This window comes from Bradyrhizobium algeriense, from assembly GCF_003062295.1.
Lineage (GTDB): Bacteria > Pseudomonadota > Alphaproteobacteria > Rhizobiales > Xanthobacteraceae > Bradyrhizobium > Bradyrhizobium algeriense.
Genome location: NZ_PYCN01000004.1, coordinates 352,768 through 376,242 on the forward strand (window position 1 = coordinate 352,768; position 23,475 = coordinate 376,242).

26 protein-coding genes and 2 tRNA genes are annotated in these 23,475 nt (G+C 62.0%); 9 read left to right on the forward strand and 19 right to left on the reverse strand.

Going from position 1 to position 23,475, the window contains the following annotated elements:
• Window positions 1-204 precede the first annotated feature (204 nt).
• Together C7G61_RS12665 and C7G61_RS12670 are read right to left on the reverse strand one after the other, a co-directional pair.
• Complete coding sequence (locus tag C7G61_RS12665; protein WP_244608268.1) at window positions 205-396, reverse strand: hypothetical protein; 192 nt, start codon at window positions 394-396, stop codon at window positions 205-207.
• A 69-nt stretch (window positions 397-465) separates the two neighbouring features.
• Complete coding sequence (locus C7G61_RS12670; RefSeq protein WP_108514411.1) at window positions 466-1,323, reverse strand: oxidoreductase; 858 nt, start codon at window positions 1,321-1,323, stop codon at window positions 466-468.
• 172 nt (window positions 1,324-1,495) lie between these two features.
• On the opposite strand from C7G61_RS12670, the gene C7G61_RS12675 reads away from it, so the two are divergent.
• Entirely contained in the window at window positions 1,496-2,047 is a 552-nt protein-coding gene (locus tag C7G61_RS12675) for a TetR/AcrR family transcriptional regulator (protein WP_108514412.1), read from the forward strand.
• Between the two features lie 186 nt (window positions 2,048-2,233).
• Here C7G61_RS12675 and C7G61_RS12680 read toward each other — a convergent pair.
• From C7G61_RS12680 to C7G61_RS12750, 15 genes are all read right to left on the reverse strand, one after another.
• Window positions 2,234-2,309: transfer RNA gene (locus tag C7G61_RS12680), tRNA-Phe, on the reverse strand.
• A gap of 137 nt (window positions 2,310-2,446) precedes the next feature.
• Window positions 2,447-2,641 (reverse strand): DNA gyrase inhibitor YacG, encoded by a 195-nt coding sequence (gene yacG / locus C7G61_RS12685; RefSeq protein WP_108514413.1) that lies wholly within the window; start codon window positions 2,639-2,641, stop codon window positions 2,447-2,449.
• Window positions 2,631-3,254, reverse strand: a complete 624-nt coding sequence (locus C7G61_RS12690; RefSeq protein ID WP_108514414.1) for a Maf-like protein — start codon at window positions 3,252-3,254, stop codon at window positions 2,631-2,633. Before C7G61_RS12690 ends, yacG begins: the two co-directional genes overlap by 11 nt.
• A 286-nt stretch (window positions 3,255-3,540) precedes the next feature.
• Window positions 3,541-4,005 carry an arsenate-mycothiol transferase ArsC gene (locus tag C7G61_RS12695; protein ID WP_108514415.1) on the reverse strand — a complete coding sequence of 155 codons (465 nt, stop codon included), beginning with the start codon at window positions 4,003-4,005 and terminating at the stop codon, window positions 3,541-3,543.
• 86 nt (window positions 4,006-4,091) lie between these two features.
• Window positions 4,092-4,595: a UPF0262 family protein gene (locus C7G61_RS12700; protein ID WP_108514416.1), complete on the reverse strand. Its 504-nt coding sequence runs from the start codon at window positions 4,593-4,595 to the stop codon at window positions 4,092-4,094.
• Window positions 4,592-5,887, reverse strand: a complete 1,296-nt coding sequence (hisD, locus tag C7G61_RS12705; RefSeq protein WP_108514417.1) for a histidinol dehydrogenase — start codon at window positions 5,885-5,887, stop codon at window positions 4,592-4,594. Before hisD ends, C7G61_RS12700 begins: the two co-directional genes overlap by 4 nt.
• Before the next feature lie 217 nt (window positions 5,888-6,104).
• Window positions 6,105-6,560, reverse strand: coding sequence for a DUF2948 family protein (locus C7G61_RS12710; RefSeq protein ID WP_108514418.1), 456 nt, complete (start codon window positions 6,558-6,560; stop codon window positions 6,105-6,107).
• Between the two features lie 100 nt (window positions 6,561-6,660).
• Complete coding sequence (gene murA / locus C7G61_RS12715; RefSeq protein WP_108514419.1) at window positions 6,661-7,950, reverse strand: UDP-N-acetylglucosamine 1-carboxyvinyltransferase; 1,290 nt, start codon at window positions 7,948-7,950, stop codon at window positions 6,661-6,663.
• 224 nt (window positions 7,951-8,174) lie between these two features.
• Entirely contained in the window at window positions 8,175-8,834 is a 660-nt protein-coding gene (locus C7G61_RS12720) for an NAD(P)H-binding protein (RefSeq protein WP_108514420.1), read from the reverse strand.
• A gap of 17 nt (window positions 8,835-8,851) precedes the next feature.
• Window positions 8,852-9,676, reverse strand: a complete 825-nt coding sequence (locus tag C7G61_RS12725) for an alpha/beta fold hydrolase (RefSeq protein WP_108514421.1) — start codon at window positions 9,674-9,676, stop codon at window positions 8,852-8,854.
• A 93-nt stretch (window positions 9,677-9,769) separates the two neighbouring features.
• Window positions 9,770-10,270: a hypothetical protein gene (locus C7G61_RS12730; protein WP_108514422.1), complete on the reverse strand. Its 501-nt coding sequence runs from the start codon at window positions 10,268-10,270 to the stop codon at window positions 9,770-9,772.
• 192 nt (window positions 10,271-10,462) lie between these two features.
• Window positions 10,463-10,774 carry a UBP-type zinc finger domain-containing protein gene (locus C7G61_RS12735; protein ID WP_108514423.1) on the reverse strand — a complete coding sequence of 104 codons (312 nt, stop codon included), beginning with the start codon at window positions 10,772-10,774 and terminating at the stop codon, window positions 10,463-10,465.
• A gap of 67 nt (window positions 10,775-10,841) precedes the next feature.
• Window positions 10,842-12,548: an FAD-dependent oxidoreductase gene (locus tag C7G61_RS12740; protein WP_108514424.1), complete on the reverse strand. Its 1,707-nt coding sequence runs from the start codon at window positions 12,546-12,548 to the stop codon at window positions 10,842-10,844.
• Window positions 12,549-12,628: 80 nt separating this feature from the next.
• Window positions 12,629-12,847: a hypothetical protein gene (locus C7G61_RS12745; protein WP_420836756.1), complete on the reverse strand. Its 219-nt coding sequence runs from the start codon at window positions 12,845-12,847 to the stop codon at window positions 12,629-12,631.
• Window positions 12,832-13,023, reverse strand: a complete 192-nt coding sequence (locus C7G61_RS12750) for a hypothetical protein (protein WP_108514426.1) — start codon at window positions 13,021-13,023, stop codon at window positions 12,832-12,834. Before C7G61_RS12750 ends, C7G61_RS12745 begins: the two co-directional genes overlap by 16 nt.
• Window positions 13,024-13,431: 408 nt before the next feature.
• On the opposite strand from C7G61_RS12750, the gene C7G61_RS12755 reads away from it, so the two are divergent.
• The 3 genes from C7G61_RS12755 to C7G61_RS12765 all read left to right on the forward strand — a co-directional run bounded on the left by C7G61_RS12755 (window position 13,432) and on the right by C7G61_RS12765 (window position 17,372).
• A tRNA-Thr gene (locus C7G61_RS12755) sits at window positions 13,432-13,506 on the forward strand.
• 364 nt (window positions 13,507-13,870) lie between these two features.
• A complete protein-coding gene (locus tag C7G61_RS12760) occupies window positions 13,871-14,938 on the forward strand; it encodes an AAA family ATPase (protein ID WP_190241781.1) in 1,068 nt (355 codons plus the stop codon).
• Complete coding sequence (locus C7G61_RS12765) at window positions 14,850-17,372, forward strand: S8 family peptidase (protein WP_108514427.1); 2,523 nt, start codon at window positions 14,850-14,852, stop codon at window positions 17,370-17,372. The genes C7G61_RS12760 and C7G61_RS12765 overlap by 89 nt, the downstream gene beginning before the upstream one ends.
• Before the next feature lie 81 nt (window positions 17,373-17,453).
• Here C7G61_RS12765 and C7G61_RS12770 read toward each other — a convergent pair whose 3' ends face one another.
• Window positions 17,454-18,494 carry an HD-GYP domain-containing protein gene (locus tag C7G61_RS12770; RefSeq protein WP_108514428.1) on the reverse strand — a complete coding sequence of 347 codons (1,041 nt, stop codon included), beginning with the start codon at window positions 18,492-18,494 and terminating at the stop codon, window positions 17,454-17,456.
• Between the two features lie 253 nt (window positions 18,495-18,747).
• Between C7G61_RS12770 and C7G61_RS12775 the strand changes: the two genes are divergently transcribed.
• The 3 genes from C7G61_RS12775 to C7G61_RS12785 are packed head-to-tail and all read left to right on the forward strand — an operon-like array spanning window position 18,748 to window position 21,733.
• Window positions 18,748-19,767: a glycoside hydrolase family 16 protein gene (locus tag C7G61_RS12775; protein WP_244608269.1), complete on the forward strand. Its 1,020-nt coding sequence runs from the start codon at window positions 18,748-18,750 to the stop codon at window positions 19,765-19,767.
• Between the two features lie 12 nt (window positions 19,768-19,779).
• Window positions 19,780-21,243, forward strand: a complete 1,464-nt coding sequence (locus tag C7G61_RS12780; RefSeq protein WP_108514499.1) for a GH1 family beta-glucosidase — start codon at window positions 19,780-19,782, stop codon at window positions 21,241-21,243.
• A gap of 40 nt (window positions 21,244-21,283) precedes the next feature.
• Window positions 21,284-21,733 (forward strand): MaoC family dehydratase, encoded by a 450-nt coding sequence (locus C7G61_RS12785; RefSeq protein ID WP_108514430.1) that lies wholly within the window; start codon window positions 21,284-21,286, stop codon window positions 21,731-21,733.
• A gap of 24 nt (window positions 21,734-21,757) precedes the next feature.
• Here C7G61_RS12785 and C7G61_RS12790 read toward each other — a convergent pair whose 3' ends face one another.
• A complete protein-coding gene (locus tag C7G61_RS12790) occupies window positions 21,758-21,994 on the reverse strand; it encodes a hypothetical protein (RefSeq protein ID WP_108514431.1) in 237 nt (78 codons plus the stop codon).
• A gap of 102 nt (window positions 21,995-22,096) precedes the next feature.
• On the opposite strand from C7G61_RS12790, the gene C7G61_RS12795 reads away from it, so the two are divergent.
• Entirely contained in the window at window positions 22,097-22,417 is a 321-nt protein-coding gene (locus C7G61_RS12795; protein ID WP_108514432.1) for a helix-turn-helix domain-containing protein, read from the forward strand.
• A gap of 223 nt (window positions 22,418-22,640) precedes the next feature.
• Window positions 22,641-23,366, forward strand: coding sequence for an outer membrane protein (locus tag C7G61_RS12800; RefSeq protein ID WP_108514500.1), 726 nt, complete (start codon window positions 22,641-22,643; stop codon window positions 23,364-23,366).
• The last annotated feature ends 109 nt before the right edge of the window (window positions 23,367-23,475 follow it).

The following is a 23,475-nucleotide window of genomic DNA, read 5'->3' on the forward strand; positions in this document are numbered from 1 at the left end:
CTCGCGGTATTTCGGCCGAGAACAAGGGATCGCTGGATCGCGCCAACCCAGGTCCGCCGCTGTAGGCCATCGACCCGGCGTTATTGTGATTTGTTTATATCGATCGACACATTGTGATCGATGCAATGTCCGGTTGCCGACAATGAACCTGTGTTCGGTTCCACCCCTGCGCGCGCATCTCGATCGCGCATATCCCTGGAACCATCAGTTTCTAAGCGGCCTGCATCTCCGGAGGATGGGCTTGAACGTTCCTTTCGGAATCATGTTGTCGATCGGATTTAAGCCCGCCTCGTAAACCTGAACGAGAATTTCGTCCGGCCGGGGCACCGGCCGAGGAATATCAGCGAACGCGACCTGATCTGCCTTGCCATAACGCTTGAAGACAAGTGCTTTCATGTTTCTCTATATCCGAAGGGTCTTCGCTGTGCGACGACAGGAGGCGGCGCTTGCAGCGGCCGCGCACCGTCAGAAAGCTCGGGCGGTACGGGCAGGCTGCGACGCCGTTAGCAGATCAAGCCGCAGGTCCTTTCGAATCCCCGCATCTACCAGGCCAGCAGGCGCAAATCTGCGAAGAAAGCGCAGGCGCTTCGCTAGCCTGCCGGCCGCGTATCGGAGTTTCGGGTGCGCCGCGTTGGCCGCTGTTAGCACCGTGTCGGCAACCACACCCGGCTGCTCGGCAGTGGCCATCACCTCATTCACCCGCTTGTTCACGCCCGCACGGGCCTCGCGATATTCATCGAGCTTGGCATCCGGCTCCATGAAGTTCGCGTCGAATGGCGTCTTCGTGTACGCGGGCTCGATGACCGAGACCCGGATGCCCCTCGTGCGCAGTTCATGGTCGAGCGATTCCGAATAGCCCTCCACCGCGTGCTTGGTCGCGGCATAGAGCGCGCCATACGGCATCGGCAAAAAGCCAAGCACGGAGCCGATGTTGATGATGCGACCACTCCCCTGGCGTCGCATGTGAGGCACGACGGCGCGCGTCATCCGGATCAGTCCGAAAAAGTTCGTCTCAAAGATCGATCGGGCCTGATCGATCGAGCTCTCTTCCGCTCCGGCCGGGGCAACACCGAAGCCGGCGTTGTTCACGAGCAGATCGATGCGACCGTCTCGCCGCATCACTTCGCTGACGGCGGCTTGCACAGATTCATCGCTGGTCACGTCGAGCGGCAGCATCTCGAAGGATCGCTTGCCAGCCTGGGCTCCCCGTCTGCTGGTACCGTAGACCTTGTAGCCGGCTTTCGCGAGCCGATCCGCCGTGGCCTCGCCGATGCCTGACGAAGCGCCTGTAACGAGCGCAATTTTCCCTTTGGGCTTGGCCATTTACTTCTCCTGATGACACTGGACGGCGGGGGCACGATCAAATTGCCTGCAGACGCCTGCATCGGTTCGCTGCTTTGGTTCCAATATTTTAGTTACGATCGTAATTATTAATTAAGATGACGATCGTAATTATACTTGTCAAGCCCCGCCGCGGGCTTTTAAGATCGGCGGTATGCGCGTTTCCAGGGAAAAGGCGGCCGAAAACCGCGACCGAATTCTCAAGGCTGCGTCGCGCCTCATGCGCGAACGTGGCATCTCCGATGTGGGCGTTGACACGCTGACCGAAGCGGCCGGGATGACCCACGGCAGCCTCTACAGTCAGTTTGGGTCCAAGGAGCGGCTTATCGAAGAAGCGGTCGCCGACGCGATAGCCGCCAAAGGGCAGGAACTGCGCGAGGGGTCGACTCTCGGCGGCTACGTTTCAGAATACCTCTCGGCGGCGCACCGCGACCAGCCGGGAAGCGGCTGCCCCTTTGCTGCTTTGTGTTGCGAGATGCCGCGCCAAAGCCAGGGCGCGCGCGAGCGGTTCACAGCCGGATTGAGGGGCATGGCCGGCTGGCTGAGTGGCCGAATGGGCTCCGGTATCAAGCAACGCCAGCGCGATGAGGAGGCGCTCGCGACCCTCGCCTCTCTGGTCGGGGCGCTCGTGCTCGCCCGCGCCGTGAGCGATCCCAAGCTATCGGACGATATCCTTCGCTCGACCAGGAAAAGGTTGGGACGCTGATCTCTCAGCGCAGCCGGACGGATCCTGATACATCGCGCCTGGTACATGCGGCGCGCATCGCCTGTCCGATTCGGGTCGATGAACGATTTGTCACGGCGATTAAACGCAGATGGCGCGCACCGTTCATCAAAGCTGGGGGAGTTGCGTCAGAAACAGCCCGCGGCGCAATCGCTTAGGCGAATGGCATGGTGCCCAGGGGCGGGATCGAACCACCGACACTGCGATTTTCAGTCGCATGCTCTACCAACTGAGCTACCTGGGCATACCCGCGAGCCCAAAGGCCGGGCGAGCGGGCGGTTTATAGAGAGGTCGGACGGTCATGTCCACCCAGCTTCGCCTTCGGCTTCGCTGGGCGCGGCCCGGCTTCGTACCCATCCACAAATTGTTGGGAAAACTCGGCTATTCGGCGTCTTCGGGGTCCGTCTCGCGGCCGGGGATGACGTACTTGCCCGATAGCCAGCGGTTCAGGTCGACATCCCGGCAGCGCGGGGAGCAAAACGGCGCCGTGGCCGGGCTCGCCGGCTTACCGCATTCCGGGCAGGGCTTCGATCCGCCCTTCGATTCCCCGGCTTCGGCGGGCGGCTTAGCTGGCATTGAGCCAGCCGAAGCGGATCGGGAAGCCCTCGCCGCCCAACAGCGTGACCGATTCGTAGAGCGGCAGGCCGACGACATTGGTGTAGGAGCCGACCATCTTGACCACGAACGATCCGGCGATGCCCTGCACGGCGTAGCCGCCGGCTTTGCCGCGCCATTCGCCGGAGCCGATATAGGCCTGGATGTCGTCCTCGCTTAAGCGCTTGAAGCGCACGCGGGTTTCGATCAGGCGCTGGCGGAACGCCTCCTTCGGCGTCACCAGGCAAATGGCTGTGTAGACGCGGTGATTGCGCCCCGACAGCAGCCGCAGGCATTGCGCGGCCTCATCCACCAGATTGGCCTTCGGGAGAATGCGGCGACCGACCGCGACCACCGTATCGGCGGCGAGGATGAAGGAGCCGCGCAGTTCGTCGTCGAGCTGGACGGATTTCAGCGCAGCGTCGGCCTTGGCGCGCGCCAGGCGGTTGGCGCAGGCGCGCGGCAGCTCGCCCCGCTTCGGGGTCTCGTCGACATCGGCCGGGCGCAGCGCGTCGGGCTCGATGCCGGCCTGGTTGAGCAGGCTGAGCCGTCGCGGCGAACCGGAAGCGAGAACGATTTTGGGGCGGCCAAGCATGCGGGATGTGTCGGGGATTGGATTCGGATGGGATGCGCGCGCGGAACCTATCGGATGGCGCTCCATTCCACAACCGGGGAACAAGTGCTTGTTGTCATTACGAATCTTTCGTCGTTCCTGCCTAGTGCGCAATCGCGCACGGGCGCTGGGACCCATAACCACAGGCCGATGTCATTGAAACGACAATCGGCGACTGGCACTTCCTAAAGTCGCACGGCCGCGGCGCCGCGGTGAGCGCAATTGCGCTCACGCCAGGGGTTCCTGCGTTCGCAGGAACGACGGGAAGCTACCCGCTCGCCGCGCCGGCCTTGGCAAACCGGCGGCGGATGCGCATCGACAGGCCGTCGCAGACTTCGCGATAGGCGGCGAGCTTCTGCTCGCGGTTGCCTTCCATGCCGGTCGGGTCCGGCGTCGGCCAGTATTCGACATCGGCGGCCATGGTGCGCGTCAGCTCCAGCGCCTTGTGATGGGCTTCCGGCGACAGCGTGATGATGAGATCGAAATTGAGCCCTTCCCAGTCCTCGAGCTCCTCGAACGTCGTAGGCTTGTGGCCGGAAATATCCTGGCCGAGCTCGGCCATCACGGCGACGGCGAACGGATCAAGCTCGCCCTTCCTGACGCCGGCGGATTTCACGTAGAGCGCCTGCGGAAACATCTGCTGCAGCAGGCTCGCCGCCATCGGCGAACGCACGCTGTTTAGCCCGCATGCGAACAGCACGGCCTGCGGGTTGCGCGCGCGGGGCGCATCCATGCGTCACGAAATCCTTGCGGCAAAGGTGGTCATGCCTGCCTTCTTACGCATGACCTTGTCCGAAAACCGCTTCGCACTTTTCGGGGTCATGCGTCCTGCCCCTTCCAGTGCAGTACACAGATCAGCGTGAACAGCCGCCGGGACGTTTCGAAATCGATCCGCACCTTGCCCTTCAGCCGCTCCTGCAGCGTGCGCGAGCCTTCGTCATGGATGCCGCGGCGGCCCATGTCGATCGCCTCGATCTTGTCCGTGGTAGCCGTGCGGATCGCCTGGTAGTAGCTGTCGCAGATCATGAAATAATCCTTCACGATCCGGCGGAATGGCGTCAGCGACAGCAAATGCGCGACCACCGGCGTGCCGTCCTCGCGGCGGATGTCGAACATCAGGCGGTTGCCGGTAATCGCGAGGTGCAGCGTGAACGGGCCCTCGCCCGCCCCTTCCGGCGCGAACAGGTTCTGCTCGATCAGATCGTAGATCGCAATCGCCCGCTCATGCTCAATATCGGGCCCGGAACGCCCGATCGATTCCTCGTCGAGCGTCACCGCGACGATGCGGTTGTGCTGGTCATCGTCTGGTGGCGGCTTGTTCATGGCAAATTGAGGCGCAATCCGACGGAGCGTGAATGGGCGTCCAAACCCTCGGCCTTGCCCAAGGTCATCGCGGCAGGCCCCAGCGCGCGCAACTGGTCCGGCCCGCATTTGAGAATCGAGGTGCGCTTCATGAAGTCTAGCACGCCGAGCCCCGACGAAAACCGCGCCGAACGCGCCGTCGGCAGCACGTGGTTGGAGCCGCCGACGTAATCGCCGATCGCCTCCGGCGTATGGGGCCCGAGGAAGATCGCGCCGGCATTGCGGACTTTTGCTGACAAGCCTTCCGCATCCGCGGTCATGATTTCCAGATGTTCGGCGGCGATGGCATTCGCAAGCTCCACCGCCTCGTCGAGCTGTTTGACCATGATGATGGCGCCGAAATCGTTCCACGAGGTCCGCGCGATGTCGGCGCGGGGCAGCGTGGCGAGTTGCGATTGCACCGCGCGTTCGACCTCAGTGGCCAACGCCGCGCTGTCCGTGATCAGGATCGACTGCGCGCTCGCATCATGTTCGGCCTGCGCCAACAGGTCGGCGGCGATCCAGCCGGCGTTTCCCGTGTCGTCGGCAATCACGAGCACCTCCGAGGGACCGGCGATCATGTCGATGCCGACCTTGCCGAACACCTGCCGCTTGGCGGCGGCGACATAGGCATTGCCGGGGCCGACGATTTTCGCCACCGGCGCGATCGTCGCGGTGCCATAGGCGAGCGCCGCCACCGCCTGGGCGCCGCCGACGCGATAGATCTCGGAGACGCCGCCAAGGTGGGCGGCCGCCAGCACCAGCGGATTGAGCTTGCCGTCGGGCGAGGGCACCACCATGACGACCCGCGGCACGCCGGCAACCCTGGCCGGCACCGCATTCATCAGCACCGACGACGGATAGGCCGCCGTGCCGCCGGGCACATAGAGGCCAACCGCATCGACCGCGCTCCAGCGCCAGCCGAGTTCGACGCCGAGCGCATCCGTGAAGCGCTCGTCCTTCGGCAATTGCCGCTGGTGGAACAATTCGATCCGGTCGCGGGCGAATTTCAGGGCATCGACGGTTGCGGCGTCGCAAGCCGTGAGCGCGGCATCGACCTCGGCCGCGGTCACGCGCAGGCCGGCGGCGTCGATGTCGAGCCGGTCGAATTTCCTGGTCGCCTCGAGCAGGGCCGCGTCACCGCGCGCGGCCACGTCATCGACAATGGCGCGGGTGGCGCGCTCGACATCGGCCGAAACCTCGCGCTTGGCGGCGAGGAATTGCTTGAAGCGTGGGTCGAAATCGGCGCTGCTGGTATCCAGGCGAACGGGCATGGCGGCTTTCTGAGAGACAGCGAAGGCCCCTGCTCAATGGCGCGGCGGCCAAGGGCCGTCAACCCTCCCCGTCGTCCCGGCCAAGCGAAGCGCGAGCCGGGACCCATAACCACCGAAGTCCAAATTGGGCCACGCTGGGGCGGCAATCCGCTTCACGGCCTACATTCGTGGTTATGGGTCCCCGCGTCCGCGGGGACGACGATAGAGAGGGGTCCCCCTACCCCTCCGGCCCCAGGGGGGCCATGGCGAGGTCGCTGGTGCCGAGGTCGCTGGTGCCGAGGTCGGTCAGCTCGCACTCCAGGCATTCGACGTCCAGCCGCAGCGCCTCGCCGTGGCTGAACAAGAGAAGCGCGCTGCCGCCGGGGGCTTCGCCGGGGTGGAATTCGATCCCGACCAGTTCCAGCACCGCTCTCGGCTGCGCCAGATCGATGTTGCGCGACTTGCAGGCCAGAACGCGGTCGAAGCGCAGCGCCGCGATCGAACGGCGCGGCTCGGTTCCGCCGGACAGCGTCTGCTCCCAGTCCAGCCGGTCGATGCCGACCACCAGCCGCTTTTCGTCCTGCCGCCAGACGATGTCGGACGCCTGGACTCGGGCGTCCTGCACATGGGCCGATATGACGGCGAGATCATCGGCATCGAGCGCAATCAATTTGAGCTGTTCGGGTGCCGACATTCCCAGGAATCCCTACCTTTATTTTGCGCGTATCCTGATCGCCAAACCGGCACCCATCCCCGGATCAAGTCCGAGGACATGCTTTTGCGGGATACGCGCGTTAGTCGCTGATGCGCTGGATCGACGCGCCGCACGCCGAGAGTTTTTCCTCAAGCCGTTCGAAACCGCGATCCAGATGATAGATACGATTGACCATGGTTTCGCCCTCGGCGGCAAGCCCTGCGATGACCAGCGACACAGACGCCCGCAGGTCCGTCGCCATCACGGGCGCGCCGCGCAGTTTTGCGGTGCCGTCGATGGTCGCGGTTTCGCCATCCAGTGATATACGCGCGCCGAACCGCGCCAGTTCCTGGACATGCATGAAACGGTTCTCGAAAATCGTCTCGGTGATCCGCGAGGAACCGCCGGCGCAGGCCATCAGCGCCATCAATTGCGCCTGCAGGTCGGTCGGGAAACCCGGGAACGGCGCGGTCGACACCGTCACCGGCCGGATCCCGGCGCCGTTTCGGGCAACCCGGATACCGTCATTGTTGACGGTGATGAGGGCACCTGCCTCTGTCAGCACGTCGAGCGCCGACTGCAGCAGCTCGGGACGGGCGCCGGAAAGCTGCACGTCGCCGCCGGTCATGGCGACGGCCATCGCATAGGTGCCGGCCTCGATCCGGTCAGGCAATACGGTATGCCGCGCGCCGTGCAGCTTCTCGATGCCCTCGACCACGATCCGCGGCGTGCCGGCGCCGGTGATGCGCGCGCCCATCTTGTTCAGGCAATCGGCGACATCTGCGATTTCAGGTTCGCAAGCCGCGTTGGTGATGATGGTCGTGCCCTTCGCAAGCGTCGCCGCCATCAGGGCTACATGGGTGCCGCTCACCGTCACCTTGGGGAAATCGATTCCCGCGCCGCGCAGGCCGCCGGGCGCCTTCGCGACCACGTAGCCGCCGTCGATGGTGAGCTCGGCGCCGAGTTTTTCGAGCGCCATAATCAGAAGGTCAACCGGCCGCGTGCCGATGGCGCAGCCGCCCGGCAGCGAGACTTTTGCCTCGCGCATCCGCGCCAAAAGCGGCGCGATCACCCAGAAGCTGGCGCGCATCCGCGACACCAGGTCGTAAGGCGCCGTGGTGTCGATGATGTTGGCTGCCGAGATGTGCAGGGTCTGGCCCTGATATTGGTGGTCGCCGGGCCGCTTGCCGGCGGACATGATGTCGACGCCGTGGTTGCCGAGGATGCGCTGCAACTGCGCGACGTCGGCGAGCCGCGGCACATTGTCGAGGATAAGCGTTTCCTCCGTGAGCAGCGCTGCGATCATCAGCGGCAGGGCTGCGTTCTTCGCGCCCGAAATCGCGATGGTGCCGTTGAGCTTGCTGCCGCCGACGATACGAATGCGGTCCATGCCCACCTCCCTTGCGATGCGCGCGATTTATGGAGCCTCGCGCGTCCATGGCAAAAGCCGCGAGATTTGCGGCGATTTGATGGGGTTCCATCATTACAGAGCGCCGAAGCGCGAACTATGGTGTGCAATTGCAACATCAGAGAATACGCTCAACGCGAAATGGATTCTCTGATGTGCAATTGCACATCAAAGCTCAACCAGCGGGCTAGCCCGGAATGACAAGACTAGATCGCGTTGATATCAGCGCTCTCCAGTATCGGCTTCGGATACCCATCGCGCGCCACCTTGATCATGGCGCGGCCGAGCTGTTCGCTCGTCGTCATGTGGTTCGGCGTCGCTCGTACCATCCAGGACAACAGCGGCGCGGTGACGGCGTAGACCACGTTGATCCATCCGGTCTTCGATCGGACGCCGTGCAGCGGCTGGATGCCGGATGGCCGGAACATGTACGCCGCCTTGAACGGCAGCTTCAAGAGATCGTTCTCGGTCTTGCCCTTGACCCGCGCCCATCGCAACGGGCCCTGCTCGGTTGAGTCCGTGCCGCGGCCGGTGACGTAGGTGAACACCATGCCGGGGTTGAGCCGCGCCAGCGTCGTTGCCGCTGCCATGGTGACGTCGTAGGTCAAGTGCCGGTAACGCTCCGCGTCCATACCGATCGAGGAGACGCCGAGGCAGAAGAAGCAGGCGTCGTATCCCGCAAGCTGCGATTCGATCGCGGAGAAATCCGTGAAATTGTCGTGCAGGACTTCATGCAGCTTGGCGTGCTGCACGCCGGTCGGACTGCGCCCGACCGCGAGCACTTCTGTGACGCCGGCATCGATCAGGCATTCGCGGAGCACGCCCTGCCCGACCATGCCGGTGGCGCCAAACAAAATCGCCTTCATGTCAGGGTGAGCTCCGCTCATCCCTTGATGAACGCTAACAGGTCGGCGTTGATGGTGGCCGCCTCGGTGGTCGGCATGCCGTGCGGAAAGCCCTTGTAGGTCTTCAGCGTGCCGTTCTTCAGAAGCTTTGCCGACAATGGCGCGGAGTCCTCGTAAGGAACGATCTGGTCGTCGTCGCCATGCATCACCAGCACCGGCACGGTGATCTTCTTGAGGTCTTCGGTGAAGTCGGTCTGCGAGAAGGCGACGATGCCGTCGTAATGCGCCTTGGCGCCGCCCATCATGCCCTGGCGCCACCAGTTCTGGATGATCGCTTCCGAGGGCTTGGCGCCCGGCCGGTTGTAGCCATAGAACGGACCCGACGGCAGCGCGCGATAGAATTCCGAGCGGTTGGCGGCAAGCTGCGCCTGCAGGTCGTCGAACACCGATTTGGGCAATCCGCCGGGATTGGCCGGGGTCTGCACCATCAGCGGCGGCACAGCGCTGAGGATCGCCGCCTTCGCCACCCGGCTCTCGCCGTGGCGGGCGATATAGTGCACCACCTCGCCGCCGCCGGTGGAATGACCGACGTGAACGGCGTTCTTCAGGTCGAGATGCGCCGTCACGGCCGCGAGATCATCCGCATAATGATCCATGTCGTGGCCGTCGGCCACCTGGCTGGACCGGCCATGGCCGCGGCGGTCATGCGCGATGACGCGGAAGCCGTTGTTGACGAAGAAGATCATCTGCGTGTCCCAGTCGTCGGCCGAGAGCGGCCAGCCGTGGCTGAACACAATGGGCTGACCCTTGCCCCAGTCCTTGTAGAAGATATCGACGCCGTCTTTGGTGGTGATGATGGGCATGGGAATTCTCCTCTTGCTTGGTTGCAGTCAACGGCACACGGTTCCGGCGAACGGCTGTTCGCCGGACGGCAGGTGATATTCGATGGAGTCTGGTCACGCGGGGCGGAAGCGCCGCCACACGCCGATGATCATGACGGCGAAAAACACCAGCACGATGCCCTGGGCCACTGCGAATACCGGCCCCGCGGGCGGGTTACCCGGCGCCAGCGCCGTCAGCGCGGGTATCTTGAGGAAGCTCTGAACCACCAGCACGAACACATTGAGATAAAGCGAGGCCAAGGCGGTGACCACATAGATCCAGCGCCACGCGCCGGCGAGCTTCATGCCGTACAGCGCGATGCAGGCAATCGCGAGCAGGATAAAGGAGAGGATGCCGAACAGGTGCGACGGCAGCAGCTTTTCGAACAACAGAGGCGGAATCACAAAGCCTGTGGCGCTGGTCAGGATGGTGAACAGCAGGAAGATCGCGGTGAGACCCGGCTGAGACCTCGAGCCGAGCATTCCGAACATCACAATCAGGCCCGCGACGATTGCGATCAAGCTGATGACCACATGGACCATCACGAACGTCGCCACACTCATACCCAGTATCATGATGCGCCCCCTGCATTGGAAACCTTCTAAAGGTTACGACGCGGCGCGGAGAATTTCCACACGCATCGCGTGCGGCGGCGGCATTGCAGGCATGTGCGCGCATGAATGACGCATCAACCAAAGTGGTATGATGCACGAAATATTTGCATACCTGTCATAAATGCCAGCAGTGAAGGCGCGGAGGAATTGAATCTAATAGTAGCGCGGGATTGGACCGTCGTGCGGCGTCTTGCGGTGCGACAGGTCGAACAGCACTTCGTCGACATAGCACCAGCCCCAGCCTTCCGGCGGATCGTAGCCTTCGATCACGGGATGGCCGGTGGCGTGAAAGTGCGCGGTGGCGTGCTTGTTCGGCGAATCGTCGCAGCAGCCGACATGGCCGCAGGTACGGCAGATCCGCAGATGCAGCCACTCGCTTCCGCTTTTCAGGCACTCCTCGCAACCGAGCGCGCTCGGCGTGACCGTTTGAATGCCGGCGATATGGTTGCAGCCCTTTTTCGTCACCGCTTCATACCTCGCGTGTCTTGACGTATTGGCGTATCGGCGTATTGGCGGCCGCCCATACGCTGCATCATAGCGACGGTTTCACGGCGTCGGCGAGATAGCCGTGCAGCGCGGCCACCACCTGCGCGCCCTCGCCGATCGCGCCGCCGACGCGTTTGACCGAGCCGGCGCGCACGTCGCCGACTGCGAACACGCCGGGCACCGAGGTTTCCAGCGTCGGCACCGGGCGGCCGAGATTCTGCTCGGACTGCGCCCCCGTCACCACAAAACCCGCGCGGTCGAGCGTTACGCCGCAGCCGTTCAGCCAATGGGTCGCCGGGTCGGCGCCGACGAACAGAAACAGGCTCCGGACATCGAAATGGTGCTGTTCGGGCGCCAGCCGGCTCTTCCAGCGCACGCGTTCGAGCGAGCCATCCTCGCTGCCCTCGACCGCAACCACCTCGGCGTTGAAGATCAGTTCGATATTGGGGGCCGCCTCGATGCGTTCGATCAGATAGCGCGACATGCTGGCCCCCAGCCCGCCGCCGCGGATGATCATATGGACCTTGCGCGCATGGCCGGACAGAAACACCGCGGCCTGGCCTGCGGAATTGCCGCCGCCGACCAATACGACGTCCTGGCCGACGCACAGTTTGGCCTCGATCGGCGAGGCCCAGTACCAGACGCCGCGGCCTTCGAATTTCTCGAGATTCTCGATCTCGGGCCGCCGGTAACGCGCCCCGCTCGCCACCACGATGGATTTGGCGCGCAACGACTGCCCGCATTCGGTCGCCAGCGCAAACACGCCGTCGCGCTGCGAACAATCCAGCGACCTGACACAAACCGGAATCAGCATGTCCGCGCCGAATTTTTGCGCCTGGGTGTAGGCGCGACCGGTGAGCGCCTGCCCGGAAATGCCGGTCGGAAATCCCAGATAGTTTTCAATGCGCGCGCTGGCGCCGGCCTGGCCGCCGAAGGCCCGCGCATCGAACACCGCGACCGACAATCCTTCGGACGCGGCATAGACCGCGGTGGCGAGACCGGCGGGACCGCTGCCGACGACGGCCACGTCGTAGAGCTTCTCATGCGCCTGGTTGGTGATCATCCCCACCGCCAGCGCCAGCGACGTCTCAGACGGATTGCGCAGCACGGTGCCGTCGGGGCACACCACCAGCGGCAGATCGGCGCGCGAGGGCAAATAGCGCGCGATGAGGTCGGCGGCGTCCTTGTCGGTTGCGGGATCGAGCACGTGGTGCGGCTGGCCGTTGCGCACCAGGAAGTTCTGCAACCGCGCCGTGTCGCCGAGCGAGCTCGGTCCGATCAGCACCGGCCCGCCGACGCCGCCCTGGATCAGGCTGACCCGGCGCAGGATCAGCGCGCGCATGATGCGCTCGCCGAGTTCGGCTTCCGCGACCAGAAGCGCGCGCAATTGATCCGGCGGAATCAGCAGCGTTTCGACGTCGCCCTCGGCATGGCCGTCGACCAGCGCGACGCGGCCGGAGAGCTGGCCGATCTCGGCCAGAAACTGCCCCACGCCCTGGTCGATGACCGGGGTGACATGGCCGAGGCCATCGCGCTGGGTGATCGCTACGGTGCCGGACAGCACCACGAACATGCCGGGGCCTACCTTGCCGGTTTCGAACAGGGCTTCGCCGTCCTTGTAGATCCGCAGCTCCCCGAACCGGCGCATCCGCTCGATTTCAAGCGGCGTCAGCGTCGGGAATGTCTGCTCGTGACGTGGAAACGCGAAAGAATTGGCGCCGGTCGCCGGACCGGCCGTGATGTCTGCACTCATTATCGCCGCCTAAAAAAGAAACAGAATTGTGCAGAGACGAGCCATGCAACGCGGCGAGCGATCAGGATTTTCCCTCTGCGCTACTGGCTCGGCTTTTCTCCGCTGGCGTCATCTAGGGAGGCATCGGCGGTTTCGGAAGATGCACCGCCATCGCTGCGCCCGCGGGCCTGCGACTTTCGCCGCTTGAGATTCTCGCGCAACGCCAGCTTCAGCCGGTCCCGTCGTGAATCCTTCACACCCGAGTCGCTTTTTCCCGCAACGCTGTCCTGATTGTCCTTCATCGTCAGTCCGTCGAACACGCCTTGAGCGAAACGACGTCGGGGGACGCCGTCGCCGAAAGATGGCGGGGTGCGACCATCCATACTGCAACCGTGCGCCCGGCACATCCGGCGATTCGGCCGAACAGCTCTTTCACCGAGGCCGGATCGAGCTGATCGATGCCCTCGAATTCCTCGGAATGCGCTGGCAGGTGCATCGCTGCACCGGACTCAAAATTGCGAAAACAACCCCATGCAAAGTAGGAATGGGCCTTACATCATCCGAAAACGCAAGACCTGGTAGGGCGTGGACTCTTGAGAGGGCAGCATGCCCGGGATTGGGCCGGGCATCACGAGAATTGGAGCGAGCTGGAGACCAGGCGGCGTACGCCACAAATATTCGACAGGCCTGCGCGACCCGCAGTCCGGCCGCTCAGGACGAGATCGGGAACCAGAGTAAGGCCCAAACTTGCCGAATTGCCTGATGTCGCGATCCTCAGCACCGGTTTTTCACGATTTTGGGCCCTTTCGGGCCCGCCCGCGTGCTTGCGCCAGAGGGGCCCTTGTGGCAAGAACCGGCCGCCTAGTGGGCGGCCGTTTGGGCCGATTCCCCCAATACCGGGCATGCTGCCGTAGCTCAGTGGTAGAGCACTCCATTGGTAATGGAGAGGTCGACAGTTCAATCCTGTCTGGCAGCACCAGTCTTTCCAGCATTTCTGAGAATTTACGGCCTTTCCCACACTTGGCGTCCCACACAGCCGCCCCTTCGGAAGGCCGTTTATCCCGACTTCCAGTTGATAAGAAAGATTCCTCTTTCGGCAGGTCGGTCGCGATCGGGCGTCCGCCGAGCAGAGACCCAAGGCCCCGGTTCGGGCCCCATGAGCGCGTCGCAGCCAAAGGCGCCCTTGATTCCGAAGTCTGTAATGGCATCCGATTTTCAAGAATTTAACCGGGAGGCGCTATCGCTGGTCGCGCGCTGCGCTGCCTCAGAACAGCGGGGACGGGGACCGGGATGTGCACGGCTGCGTGGTGCAATCTCGACATTTGACGTGTAGGCTGCAAATCATGGCCAAAAGCGATCTCATTGTTTCGTTGGTTCGCGCTGGCGTCGCCGGCGACAAGACCATGCTGCGCTCAACTGTCGAAGCGCTGATGGCCGACGAAAAAGCAAAGAGTCATCACACCCTCGTTGATCGTCTTGAGCGCGCCCTCCAATCGGTAGCGGTGACTTCTCCTAGCATGACGACGTCGGCCAGGGCGCAGAATGCCGCCGGCAGAGATACCATCCTTGAACAAACTCCCCGCATTCGCATGGATGAGTTGGTGCTCCCGCTGCCCGCACGTTCGGAGGGCAACCAGCTCATAGAGGAACATGCACGCGCCGAGGTGCTGAGGGCGCACGGTTATGAACCTCGCCATCGGATTTTGCTGTCTGGACCGCCAGGAAACGGCAAGACATCATTCGCCGAATCAGTAGCCGAAGCGCTTTCCTTGCCCTTCTTCGTCGTTCGATATGATGCACTCATTGGAAGCTATCTTGGCGAGACCAACGCCCGATTGCGGGCGTTGTTTGACTACGTTCGAACGCAATCCTGTGTTCTGTTTTTCGACGAGTTCGACGCAGTTGGAAAAGAGCGTGGGGACGATCACGAGACCGGCGAGATAAAGCGGGTTGTATCGTTTTTGTTGATGCAGATCGACACTCTACCGAGTTACGTTCTCACGATCGCGGCGACGAACCATGCCGAGCTTCTCGACAGAGCAGTCTGGCGCAGATTCCAGTTAAAAATCTCTTTTCCGGCTCCACAAACCGAACAAGTTGCTGCTTTTATCGAACGAATCATTGCATCTTGGCCCGATCAACCTAAAATGTCTGCCAGCGAAATCGCAACCTCATTGGGAGCGACTTCATATGCGGAAGCTCGTGATTTTTGTCAAAACGTTAGACGCAGACAGATTTTAGGTCTCGGCGAAGTAGAGATTAACTCTGCGCTTTTTTCCGAACTTCAATCTTGGGAAGCGCGCGTGAAGCCCGAGAACATTTATGGCGATAGATCCGACAAAGCCCCTGCTAAGACTAAACGTCGGCGAGCAGGAAAGGCGAAATCCCGGCCACGGCGGCGGATCACCTAAACCCGCGAAGTTTTCGCGAGCGGGGCAGAGGGCTGCGTTCGGTCCTTTATGGACCCGATTAGAGCGCGTACTGAAAAACGATCCTGCAGCGCTTGAACTTCGTCGCGATCCATCCGCATTGGCGCCGGAGCGCCTTTTGGTTTTCGAACTACGTGGTTCAGTCCAGTCGTTTGCGAAAGCAATACGACGTGTACCCGGCTTAGAATTCATCGACGAAGAGGAAATAGAAGGCGACGACCCCAGCGAGTCGCCTGTTGTTTATTTGCTCATCCCTGATCTCGCCGCTTTGCGCCAAATGCTTTCCATGTGGAAAGATTGGCTCAGAGGAACAAAGCCTAAGCACGGTCTCACTGCTTTTCGCGATGTGTTCGATACCCTCAAGAATCTGAGACCTTGGGGACCTCAAGACCGGGTTCTTGAGGAAGATAGAAGAGAGATAGCATCACAGCTTGATCAAACCGGAGCCATTCGGGTCGAAGTCGAATTGGTTTTCCGTTTCTCGGACGGCATCGCACAGACCGCTGAAGAGGCCGTTAGCACTTTTGTGGCCAGTGTCGGCGGACGCGTGATCAGCCAATCGCGCATCACTAATATCGCATACCATGCTCTGTTGGTGGAACTTCCCGCCGAAGCAGCACGGGGCTTGTTGACGAGGACCGCGTCAAGCATAGCCGGGCTCGATCCCATTATGCATATTCGCCCGCAAAGTTTGGCCACGACAATTGATGTAGCAGAGCGAGAGGAAACGGCGATCGTCGAGCTGCCGGAACAGCAACGTCGCGAGCCCATCTTAGCACTCCTTGACGGTGTGCCGGTTTCTCAACATCCGTTGCTCGCTGGTACTTTGAGCGTTGAAGACCAATTTGGTTTGGAGCCCGGAACGCCCGTCGCAGACCGTCATCACGGCACTGCAATGGCTTCACTGATCGTGCACGGAGATAGGAACGTTCCGCAGCCCTCATTGGGCCGCCGCGTGCATTGTGTGCCCCTTTTGGGCGCGCAAGATCAGTTTCCTCCTGATAGGCTCATCGTTGACCTCGTTTATCAAGCCGTGATCGCGATGTGTGCCGGTGAAAGTTCCAGTGCGCCTGGCGTTCTGATCATCAATCTATCTTTGGGAAATTCGCGAAAGCCATTTCACAATAAAATGTCGGCATGGGCGCGCCTGCTAGACCGTTTGTCGCACCAATTCGGCATTCTGTTTCTAGTGAGTGCCGGCAATCATTCTGGCGCGGTACATTTCGCGGCCCTGAATACGTTCGGCGCCTTCGAGGCTCTTACAACTCAGCAGCGCGCAGAATCGACGATCAGAGCGTTGGGAAATCATGTTGGCGAGCGCAGGCTGCTGTCGCCGTCAGAAACGGTCAACGGATTGACCATCGGAGCCGCAAATCAAGACGCCGTGAGTGACGTTGACCGACTCGGTGCTCGTGGCCAATCGGAACCGTGGCACCCTCTTGTGTGCTCGAATCCGTCGAGTGCTTTGGGGCCCGGCTTCGCCAACAGCGTAAAGCCGGACATCCTACTGCCGGGTTCGCGCGAACATTTTCGACTGCTATCGAGCGGCTCGTCCTTGCAACTTGTGCCGAGTGCGGCTTCACGGGCCCACGGAATAAAGGTCGCCGCACCGCCCCAAGCCGGGCGAGAGAATTGGGAGCACTATACGTGCGGGACGAGCGCCGCCACCGCGATCGCCTCCCGCACTGCTCATCAGATCCATGACGCGCTTGAGAGCGAATATGGCGCTCTTTTTACCGAACTACCGAAGCAGCAGCGAGCGACGCTCTTAAAAGCGTTACTTGTTCACACCGCGGCTTGGCCTGTCGAAACCGCAGATATCATCAAAGCAGTTCTAGGTCCCCCCGATCCAACCAAACATACTCAGCAAAAAGACAACATTCGACGCTTTCTTGGGTACGGCGTTGCTGATCCAGATGCAGCCGTCGCATGTGCAGCCGACCGAGCGACATTTTGGGCGGTCGGCACTTTGGAGCCGGATCAAAAACGCAGCGTCACCGTACCTGTACCTCGCTGCGTGAACGGATTGCCGCGACCGCACGCTCTTAGTGCCACCCTCGCTTGGTTCACGCCGATACTTCCCGGGAGACAAATTTACAGGTCAATCCGCCTGATTATCTGTGAGCCTGGCGACGAACTCGGCATGCTTCGAGTTGATGGATCGAGACGACAACCTGACCAAAATCAGAGCAAACGAGGCACCGTCTATTCCAGACGGTGGGAGGGCGACGGAGCGCCCGTCGTCAGCGCCGAACAAACAATCAATCTCGAAGTTCAACGAGAGCCCGATCAAGGCATCACAGTCGACGAAGGCGTTCCGTTTGGACTGGCCGTGACGTTTTCTATGCCCGGAGTTGTCGAAGTTTACGAGCAGTCGCGCGCACGGATTGCACCAAGGCCTCGCGTTCCGGCATGACATAGTTCGAACAGATATTAGAGCAGGCAGGAAACGGGAACGCCCGTATCGCGATCATTCCGCGTGGATCGGCAGGCGCCGTCACCCCGCCAGCGCCACTTTCCGGAACGCCTTGACCAGCGCGCCCTCCAGCTTGCCGTCCATGCCGCAGAGGATCTGGTAGGCGTCCTGCCGGGCCATTGGCGGCCGGTATGGCCGGGACTCGACAAGTGCTGCGAAGATATCCGAGATCGTCAGCAACCTGACCAGATCGGAAATCTGCGAGCCCGCCAGTCCATCCGGATAGCCGGAGCCATCCAGATATTCGTGATGATGCCTCACGCCATCCAGAATTTCCGGACTGATGCCCGATACGCCCTTCAACAGGTCATATCCGATCACGGGATGACGCCGGATGATCTCCTCCTCCTCGGGGTCGAGGCGGCCCGGCTTGTCCAGGATCGACAGCGGGATGCGCGCCTTGCCGATGTCGTGGAGGGTCGCCGCGATTCCGAGCCGCGAGACGTCGCCGCCGGAGAACCCGACATCCAGCCCAAAGGCGACCGCAACACCGGTCACCAGCAGGCAGTGCTGAAACGTGCCCTCGTGATAGCGCCGCACCTCGTCGAGCCATGTCGAAAGTCCATCCTGCCCGACACGGGCGATGATCTTCGACGTCGCACGCTTCGCATCGACAAGCTTCAGCGGCCTGCCACGGCGCACATCCGAAAACATCGAGGCGAAGGCCGCCACACCTTCGTCCATCTGCAATGTCGGATCCGCAGCTTTATCTTCCTCGGCGGCTTCCGCCGCCTCGATCTGCGTGACCTTGAGAATGGCTTCCTTGGGGCGTGAAATGATCGCGGTCGCGCCGAGGGCATAGGCCTGCGCAACCATCGGGCGGGAGAGATTGTGAACGACGAACAGCCTCTCGGGAATGCGGACGAGGTCCTGCAAAATGAACTTGAGCTGATCGACGCGCGTCATCTGCCGCAGGTCAATGTCGACCATCAGCACGCCATGCGACCTGATCCCGGTGCCGTCGCCGCCCAGCACCCAGGGAACCACGGCGTGTTGCGGTTCGAGCATCGCGCGAATCGCCGGTAACTTCGTCGGTTCGTCTGTGACAAAATAGACGAGCATCCAAAAACTTCCGTACCCGGTACTATTGAGGTATCTGCCCTTTAAAATTGAAGCATTGAAAAGAAAATGAACTCTTTTGTTATTGGTTCAGACGATCGAGTTCCGCACTCGGCGCCATCGCATCTCAAGCATTTTAATCAACATCAAACTTGGCTACCTTGCCGTTAAGCAGCCACCACGTATAACTACGTACCTCAAACAGGTGAGTACGCCGGTCGTGTTCCGAAGGATCGTCAGACCGAGGGCAACGTCCGTGAATGATCCCCTGTCGTGCCGCAGCGTGCCGGGAACAGAGAGATTGGGGCTGCGCGCCCTGGTTTCGATCGGCTGCCTGTTCGCCGGCCCGGCGTTCGCGCAGGTCGATCTCGCCGGCGCGACAGCCAAACTCACGCTGCAGGTCGCCACCGACATCCTCGGCGAAAAATGCCGCCGCGTCGAGGCGCCGAATCCCGCATCGTTCGCATCGGTATCGCTGCACCGGACCTTCCACGACGATTTCGACGCGCATCCGCTGCTGGACGCCAGATGGGCGCCGTATTACGCCGGCGGCGCTGCCTGGCCGGAAGCGCGCTATTGGGGCGGCGAGGGCTCCGACTTCAGGCGCAAGAGCACCTACAACGGCGAACAGCAGATCTATGTCGATCCGCGTTATGGCGGGCGGGAAACAACGCCACTCGGCCTCGATCCGTTCAATGTCAAAGACGGCATTCTCTCGATCACAGCCAGCCGCACCCCGCCTTCGCTCAAGACCGTGCTGTTCGACAATGAATATATCTCGGGCATCCTGACGACGCAGAGCCGGTTTTCCCAGAAGTTCGGCTACTTCGAAATGCGCGCCAAGGTACCGGTCGGCGTCGGCGTGTGGCCGGCGTTCTGGATGCTCGCCGATGACGGTGGCTGGCCGCCGGAAGTCGATATCATGGAGGGCCGCGGGCAACGGCCCGGTGACATCGTGATGACGACGCATTGGCGAATACCGGAGACGCAGCGCGTGGAACGCTGCGGGTTTGACTTCATTGTGCCGGACGCTCCGACCGCGTTCCACGACTACGGCGTGCTGTGGCAGCCGGATCGCATCACCTATTTCATCGACCGCCAGCCGGTCTCCGAGATCAAGGTCCCGGTCGGCTTCCACGACCCCATGTACATGATCGTGAACCTTGCGATGGGCACGAAGACTCTCGAGGGCGTGGGATTCGTCGATGGCGAATCTCCCAATATTGTCGCATTCGAGATCGACCGGATATCCGCCTACCAGATCGACGAACGCTGACCGGAGATGACGATGTTCGGAAAATTCTCGCGTCGGCATTTTGCAAAGCTTGCAGGCTTGTCTGCGCTCGGCATCGCCGCGGCGCCGGCCGACGTCGCCGCGCAAGCGGCACCGGAGCGGCCAGGGCCTGCGAGTTTTCCAAAAGACTTCTTGTGGGGCACCGCCACCTCGGCCTACCAGATCGAGGGCGCCGTGAACGAAGACGGCCGCGGCCGCTCGATCTGGGACACGTTCGCGCATACTCCCGGCAAGATCGGGGACGGTACCACGGGCGATTTCGCCAACGATCACTACCACCGCTACAAGGAAGACGTCGGCCTGATCCGGGAATTGGGCGCCAGGGCCTACCGGTTTTCGATCGCGTGGCCGCGGGTGTTTCCGGACGGAACGGGGGCGCCCAACCCCAAGGGCCTAGACTTCTACGACCGCCTCATCGACGAGTTGCTCAAGCACGGCATCGAGCCATATGCGACGCTCTATCACTGGGATCTGCCGCAAGCGCTCGAGGACAAAGTGGGCGGCTGGCGATCCAGCGAAACGTCAAAAGCATTCGGCGATTATGCCGCCCACGTGGCAGCGCGCATCACTGATCGCGTCAGGTCGATCTTCACGATCAACGAAGCCGGAAGGTTCGTGAATTTCGGCTATGGATGGGGCGTCGATGCCCCCGGCCTCAAACTGCCGGACGCAGACGTCAATCAGGTCCGCCACCATGTGGCGCTGGCGCACGGCCTCGCCGTGCAGGCGATCCGCGCGCACGGGCGCGCGGGCACCAGAGTGGGTCCGGCCGAAAACATCGCGGCCTGCGTGCCGGCATTCGACACACCCGAAAACGTTCGCGCCGCCGAGACGGCGACGCGCGAATTGAACTCAGGCCTCCTCGGCGTCATCCTGGAGGGCAGATACACCGACGGATTTCTTCAGTTCGCGGGCAACAATGCGCCGAAATTTACCGCCGAAGAACTCAAGATCATTTCCTCACCCAATGATTTCGTCGGCCTCAACATCTACGCGCCGCAGTTCTACATCGCCGCTTCCGACAAGGCGCCGGGCTGGCACGTGCTGCCGTTCCCGGCCTCGTTCCCGCATATGGATTCGGAATGGCTGCGCGTCGGACCGGAGACGATCTACTGGGCGCCGCGGCTGGCGGCGAAGGTCTGGAACATCAAGACGATCTACATCAGCGAGAACGGCACCTCGTCGGAGGACAAGCTGCGCGCCGACGGCCAGGTCTACGACCTCGATCGCATCATGTACCTGCGCAATTATCTCGGGCAGTTGCAGCGCGCGACGTCGGAGGGCGTGCCGGTCCGCGGCTATTTCCTCTGGAGTCTGATGGATAATTTCGAATGGATCTTCGGCTATAAGCAGCGCTTCGGGCTATACCACGTCGACTTCGAGACGCAGCGCCGGACGCCGAAACTGAGCGTCGCCTTCTATCGCGACGTGGTGGCGCGGAATGCGATCGGCGTCTGAACAGCGCGGTTCATTTCTACCCAGCCGAGAGAAGCACACGATGATTGAGTGGTTCGACGACCTTACGCCGGGGATGCGTTTCAAGAGCGGAAATGTGCAGATCACCGAAAGCGACATCAAACGCTTCGCTGCGGAATATGATCCGCAACCGATGCATCTGGACGAAGCCGCTGCCGCAAAAACCGTATTCAAAGGTCTTGCGGCTTCGGGGTGGCATACGGCTGCGATAGCAATGAACCTCGCCGTCCAAATTCGGCCGTTCGGTCCTCATCCCCTGATTGGGATGGGCGTCGATGAGCTACGCTGGATGGCACCGGTGCGACCCGGCGATACGCTCCATCTCGAAGGTGAGGTTGTTGGCCTCACGCCATCGCGAACAAAGCCGCAGGGCATCGCGCTGGTGAAATGGACTATGTTCAATCAGGGCGGCGAGGCCGTCTATACCTTCACCCCGATCGCTATCGTTCCTTGCCGGCCCCAACCGACCTAGGGCAGCTCGGCCCATAGCCCGCTCTCAATCGTACCGCGCGGCTTGCCGCAGCGGCGCCGCGATCTCCCCGATGGAGCGCGACTTGCCGTCGATTGCCACAGTCGTGACCGGTTGCTGCGCCAGCTTGCGCGATGATTCGTGACCCATGAATACACCTGCCGCGGCGAACAGCAGCACGACATAAAGTGCGAACATGGCGCCGACCCATTTCCAGTAGATCTGGCGGGCGTCGGGGGTAAGGCTCTCGAGTAATTGGCGCATGGGTTGCCTCCTCATCAGGAAACCTTATGCATTGCGTATAGCCCCGACCCTGGAAGCCGTATGTGACGTACTTCACAGATGTCGATTTGAGACGGAGAAGCCGTGACCGGAGCGGAATTGAAGAAACTTCGCCAGCATCTTGGTGAGGCCATCGGCCAGCCGCTGTCGGTGGCTGACATGGCCAAACTCTGCGGGCTGCCGGCTGCCGATGGCGCCGACACCATCCGCCGATGGGAGGTCACCGGGCCGACCGGGCCTGTGGCGGAGCTGCTGCGCATCCTGGCGATGGCCAGCGACCACTATCCGATCCTCGAAATGTTCAACGTGTTCGACCGCCACGACGTCCCGGTGAAGGATCGCCCCGCCCGCCGGCAGGCCTTCCGCGAACAGATGCGCGGCGACGTGCGGCGCCGCATTGGTTAAGCAAAGCTTGCCGGGAAGCCGCGTGGGGCCCGAAAATTAAGCCTTTCCTAACCTTTGATTAGGCCTTCATTAAGTACAAAAAACGTTTGTCTGCCAATGGGTTGGGTTCGTATCCGCTGTCGCTTCCAAGTGACAGCATTTTAGTCAAATGCCGTCTATGTGCGTGGGCATGGAAGGCGCCCCGCACGAGGGTGTCGCCGAACGGTTTTCGGAGACCAACATAATGAAGAAGATCCTCGCAGCCCTCGTGGCCTTCGCAGCCCTCACCGCCGCCGCGCCCGCCACTGGCGCCGATCTCGGCGCGCGCCCCTACTACAAACAGCCGCCCGTCTATGCGGCGCCGCTCTACAACTGGACCGGCTTCTATATCGGCGGCCATGTCGGCGGCGCCTTCAGCGGCAGCAACGACTTCAACGGCGCGGTGTTGAGCGATTCCAGCGCCCGCGTGCTCGGCGGCATTCAGGCCGGCCTGGATTGGCAGTTCGCGCAGAACTGGGTGCTCGGCACCGAGGGCCAGTATTCCTGGCTCGGCAAGAGCAACCTCACCGCCACCTTCCCCGGCGGCTACGTCTATACCAACGATCAGCGCGGCCTCGGCTCGATCACGGCCCGCATCGGCTACACTTGGGGTCCGGGCCTGGTCTATGTCAAAGGCGGTTACGCCTATTCCGACAACAACGAGAGGGTGACGCTGGGCGGCGTTCCGACCGCCTTCCTGCTCAATGGCAACCACAGCAACGGCTGGACCGTCGGCACCGGCCTCGAGTACATGGTCGCCCCGAACTGGTCGGTCAAAGGCGAGTACATGTATTACGACTTCGGCAGCACCCGCTTCGTGACCCCCGCCGCGCTGGCGCCGTTCGGAAGCTTCCATACCGACGACCACACGCTGAAGCTCGGCGTTAATTATCGCTTCAACTTCGCGAGCCCCGTGGTTGCACGTTACTGAACGCATTCAACTGCGAATTGCGGAAGGCCGGCTTTCACGCCGGCCTTTTGTTTTTGGCCGTTTTCCGGTTCACGGAAAAAATCCATCAAAGCGGGCAATCCGCTGTCAA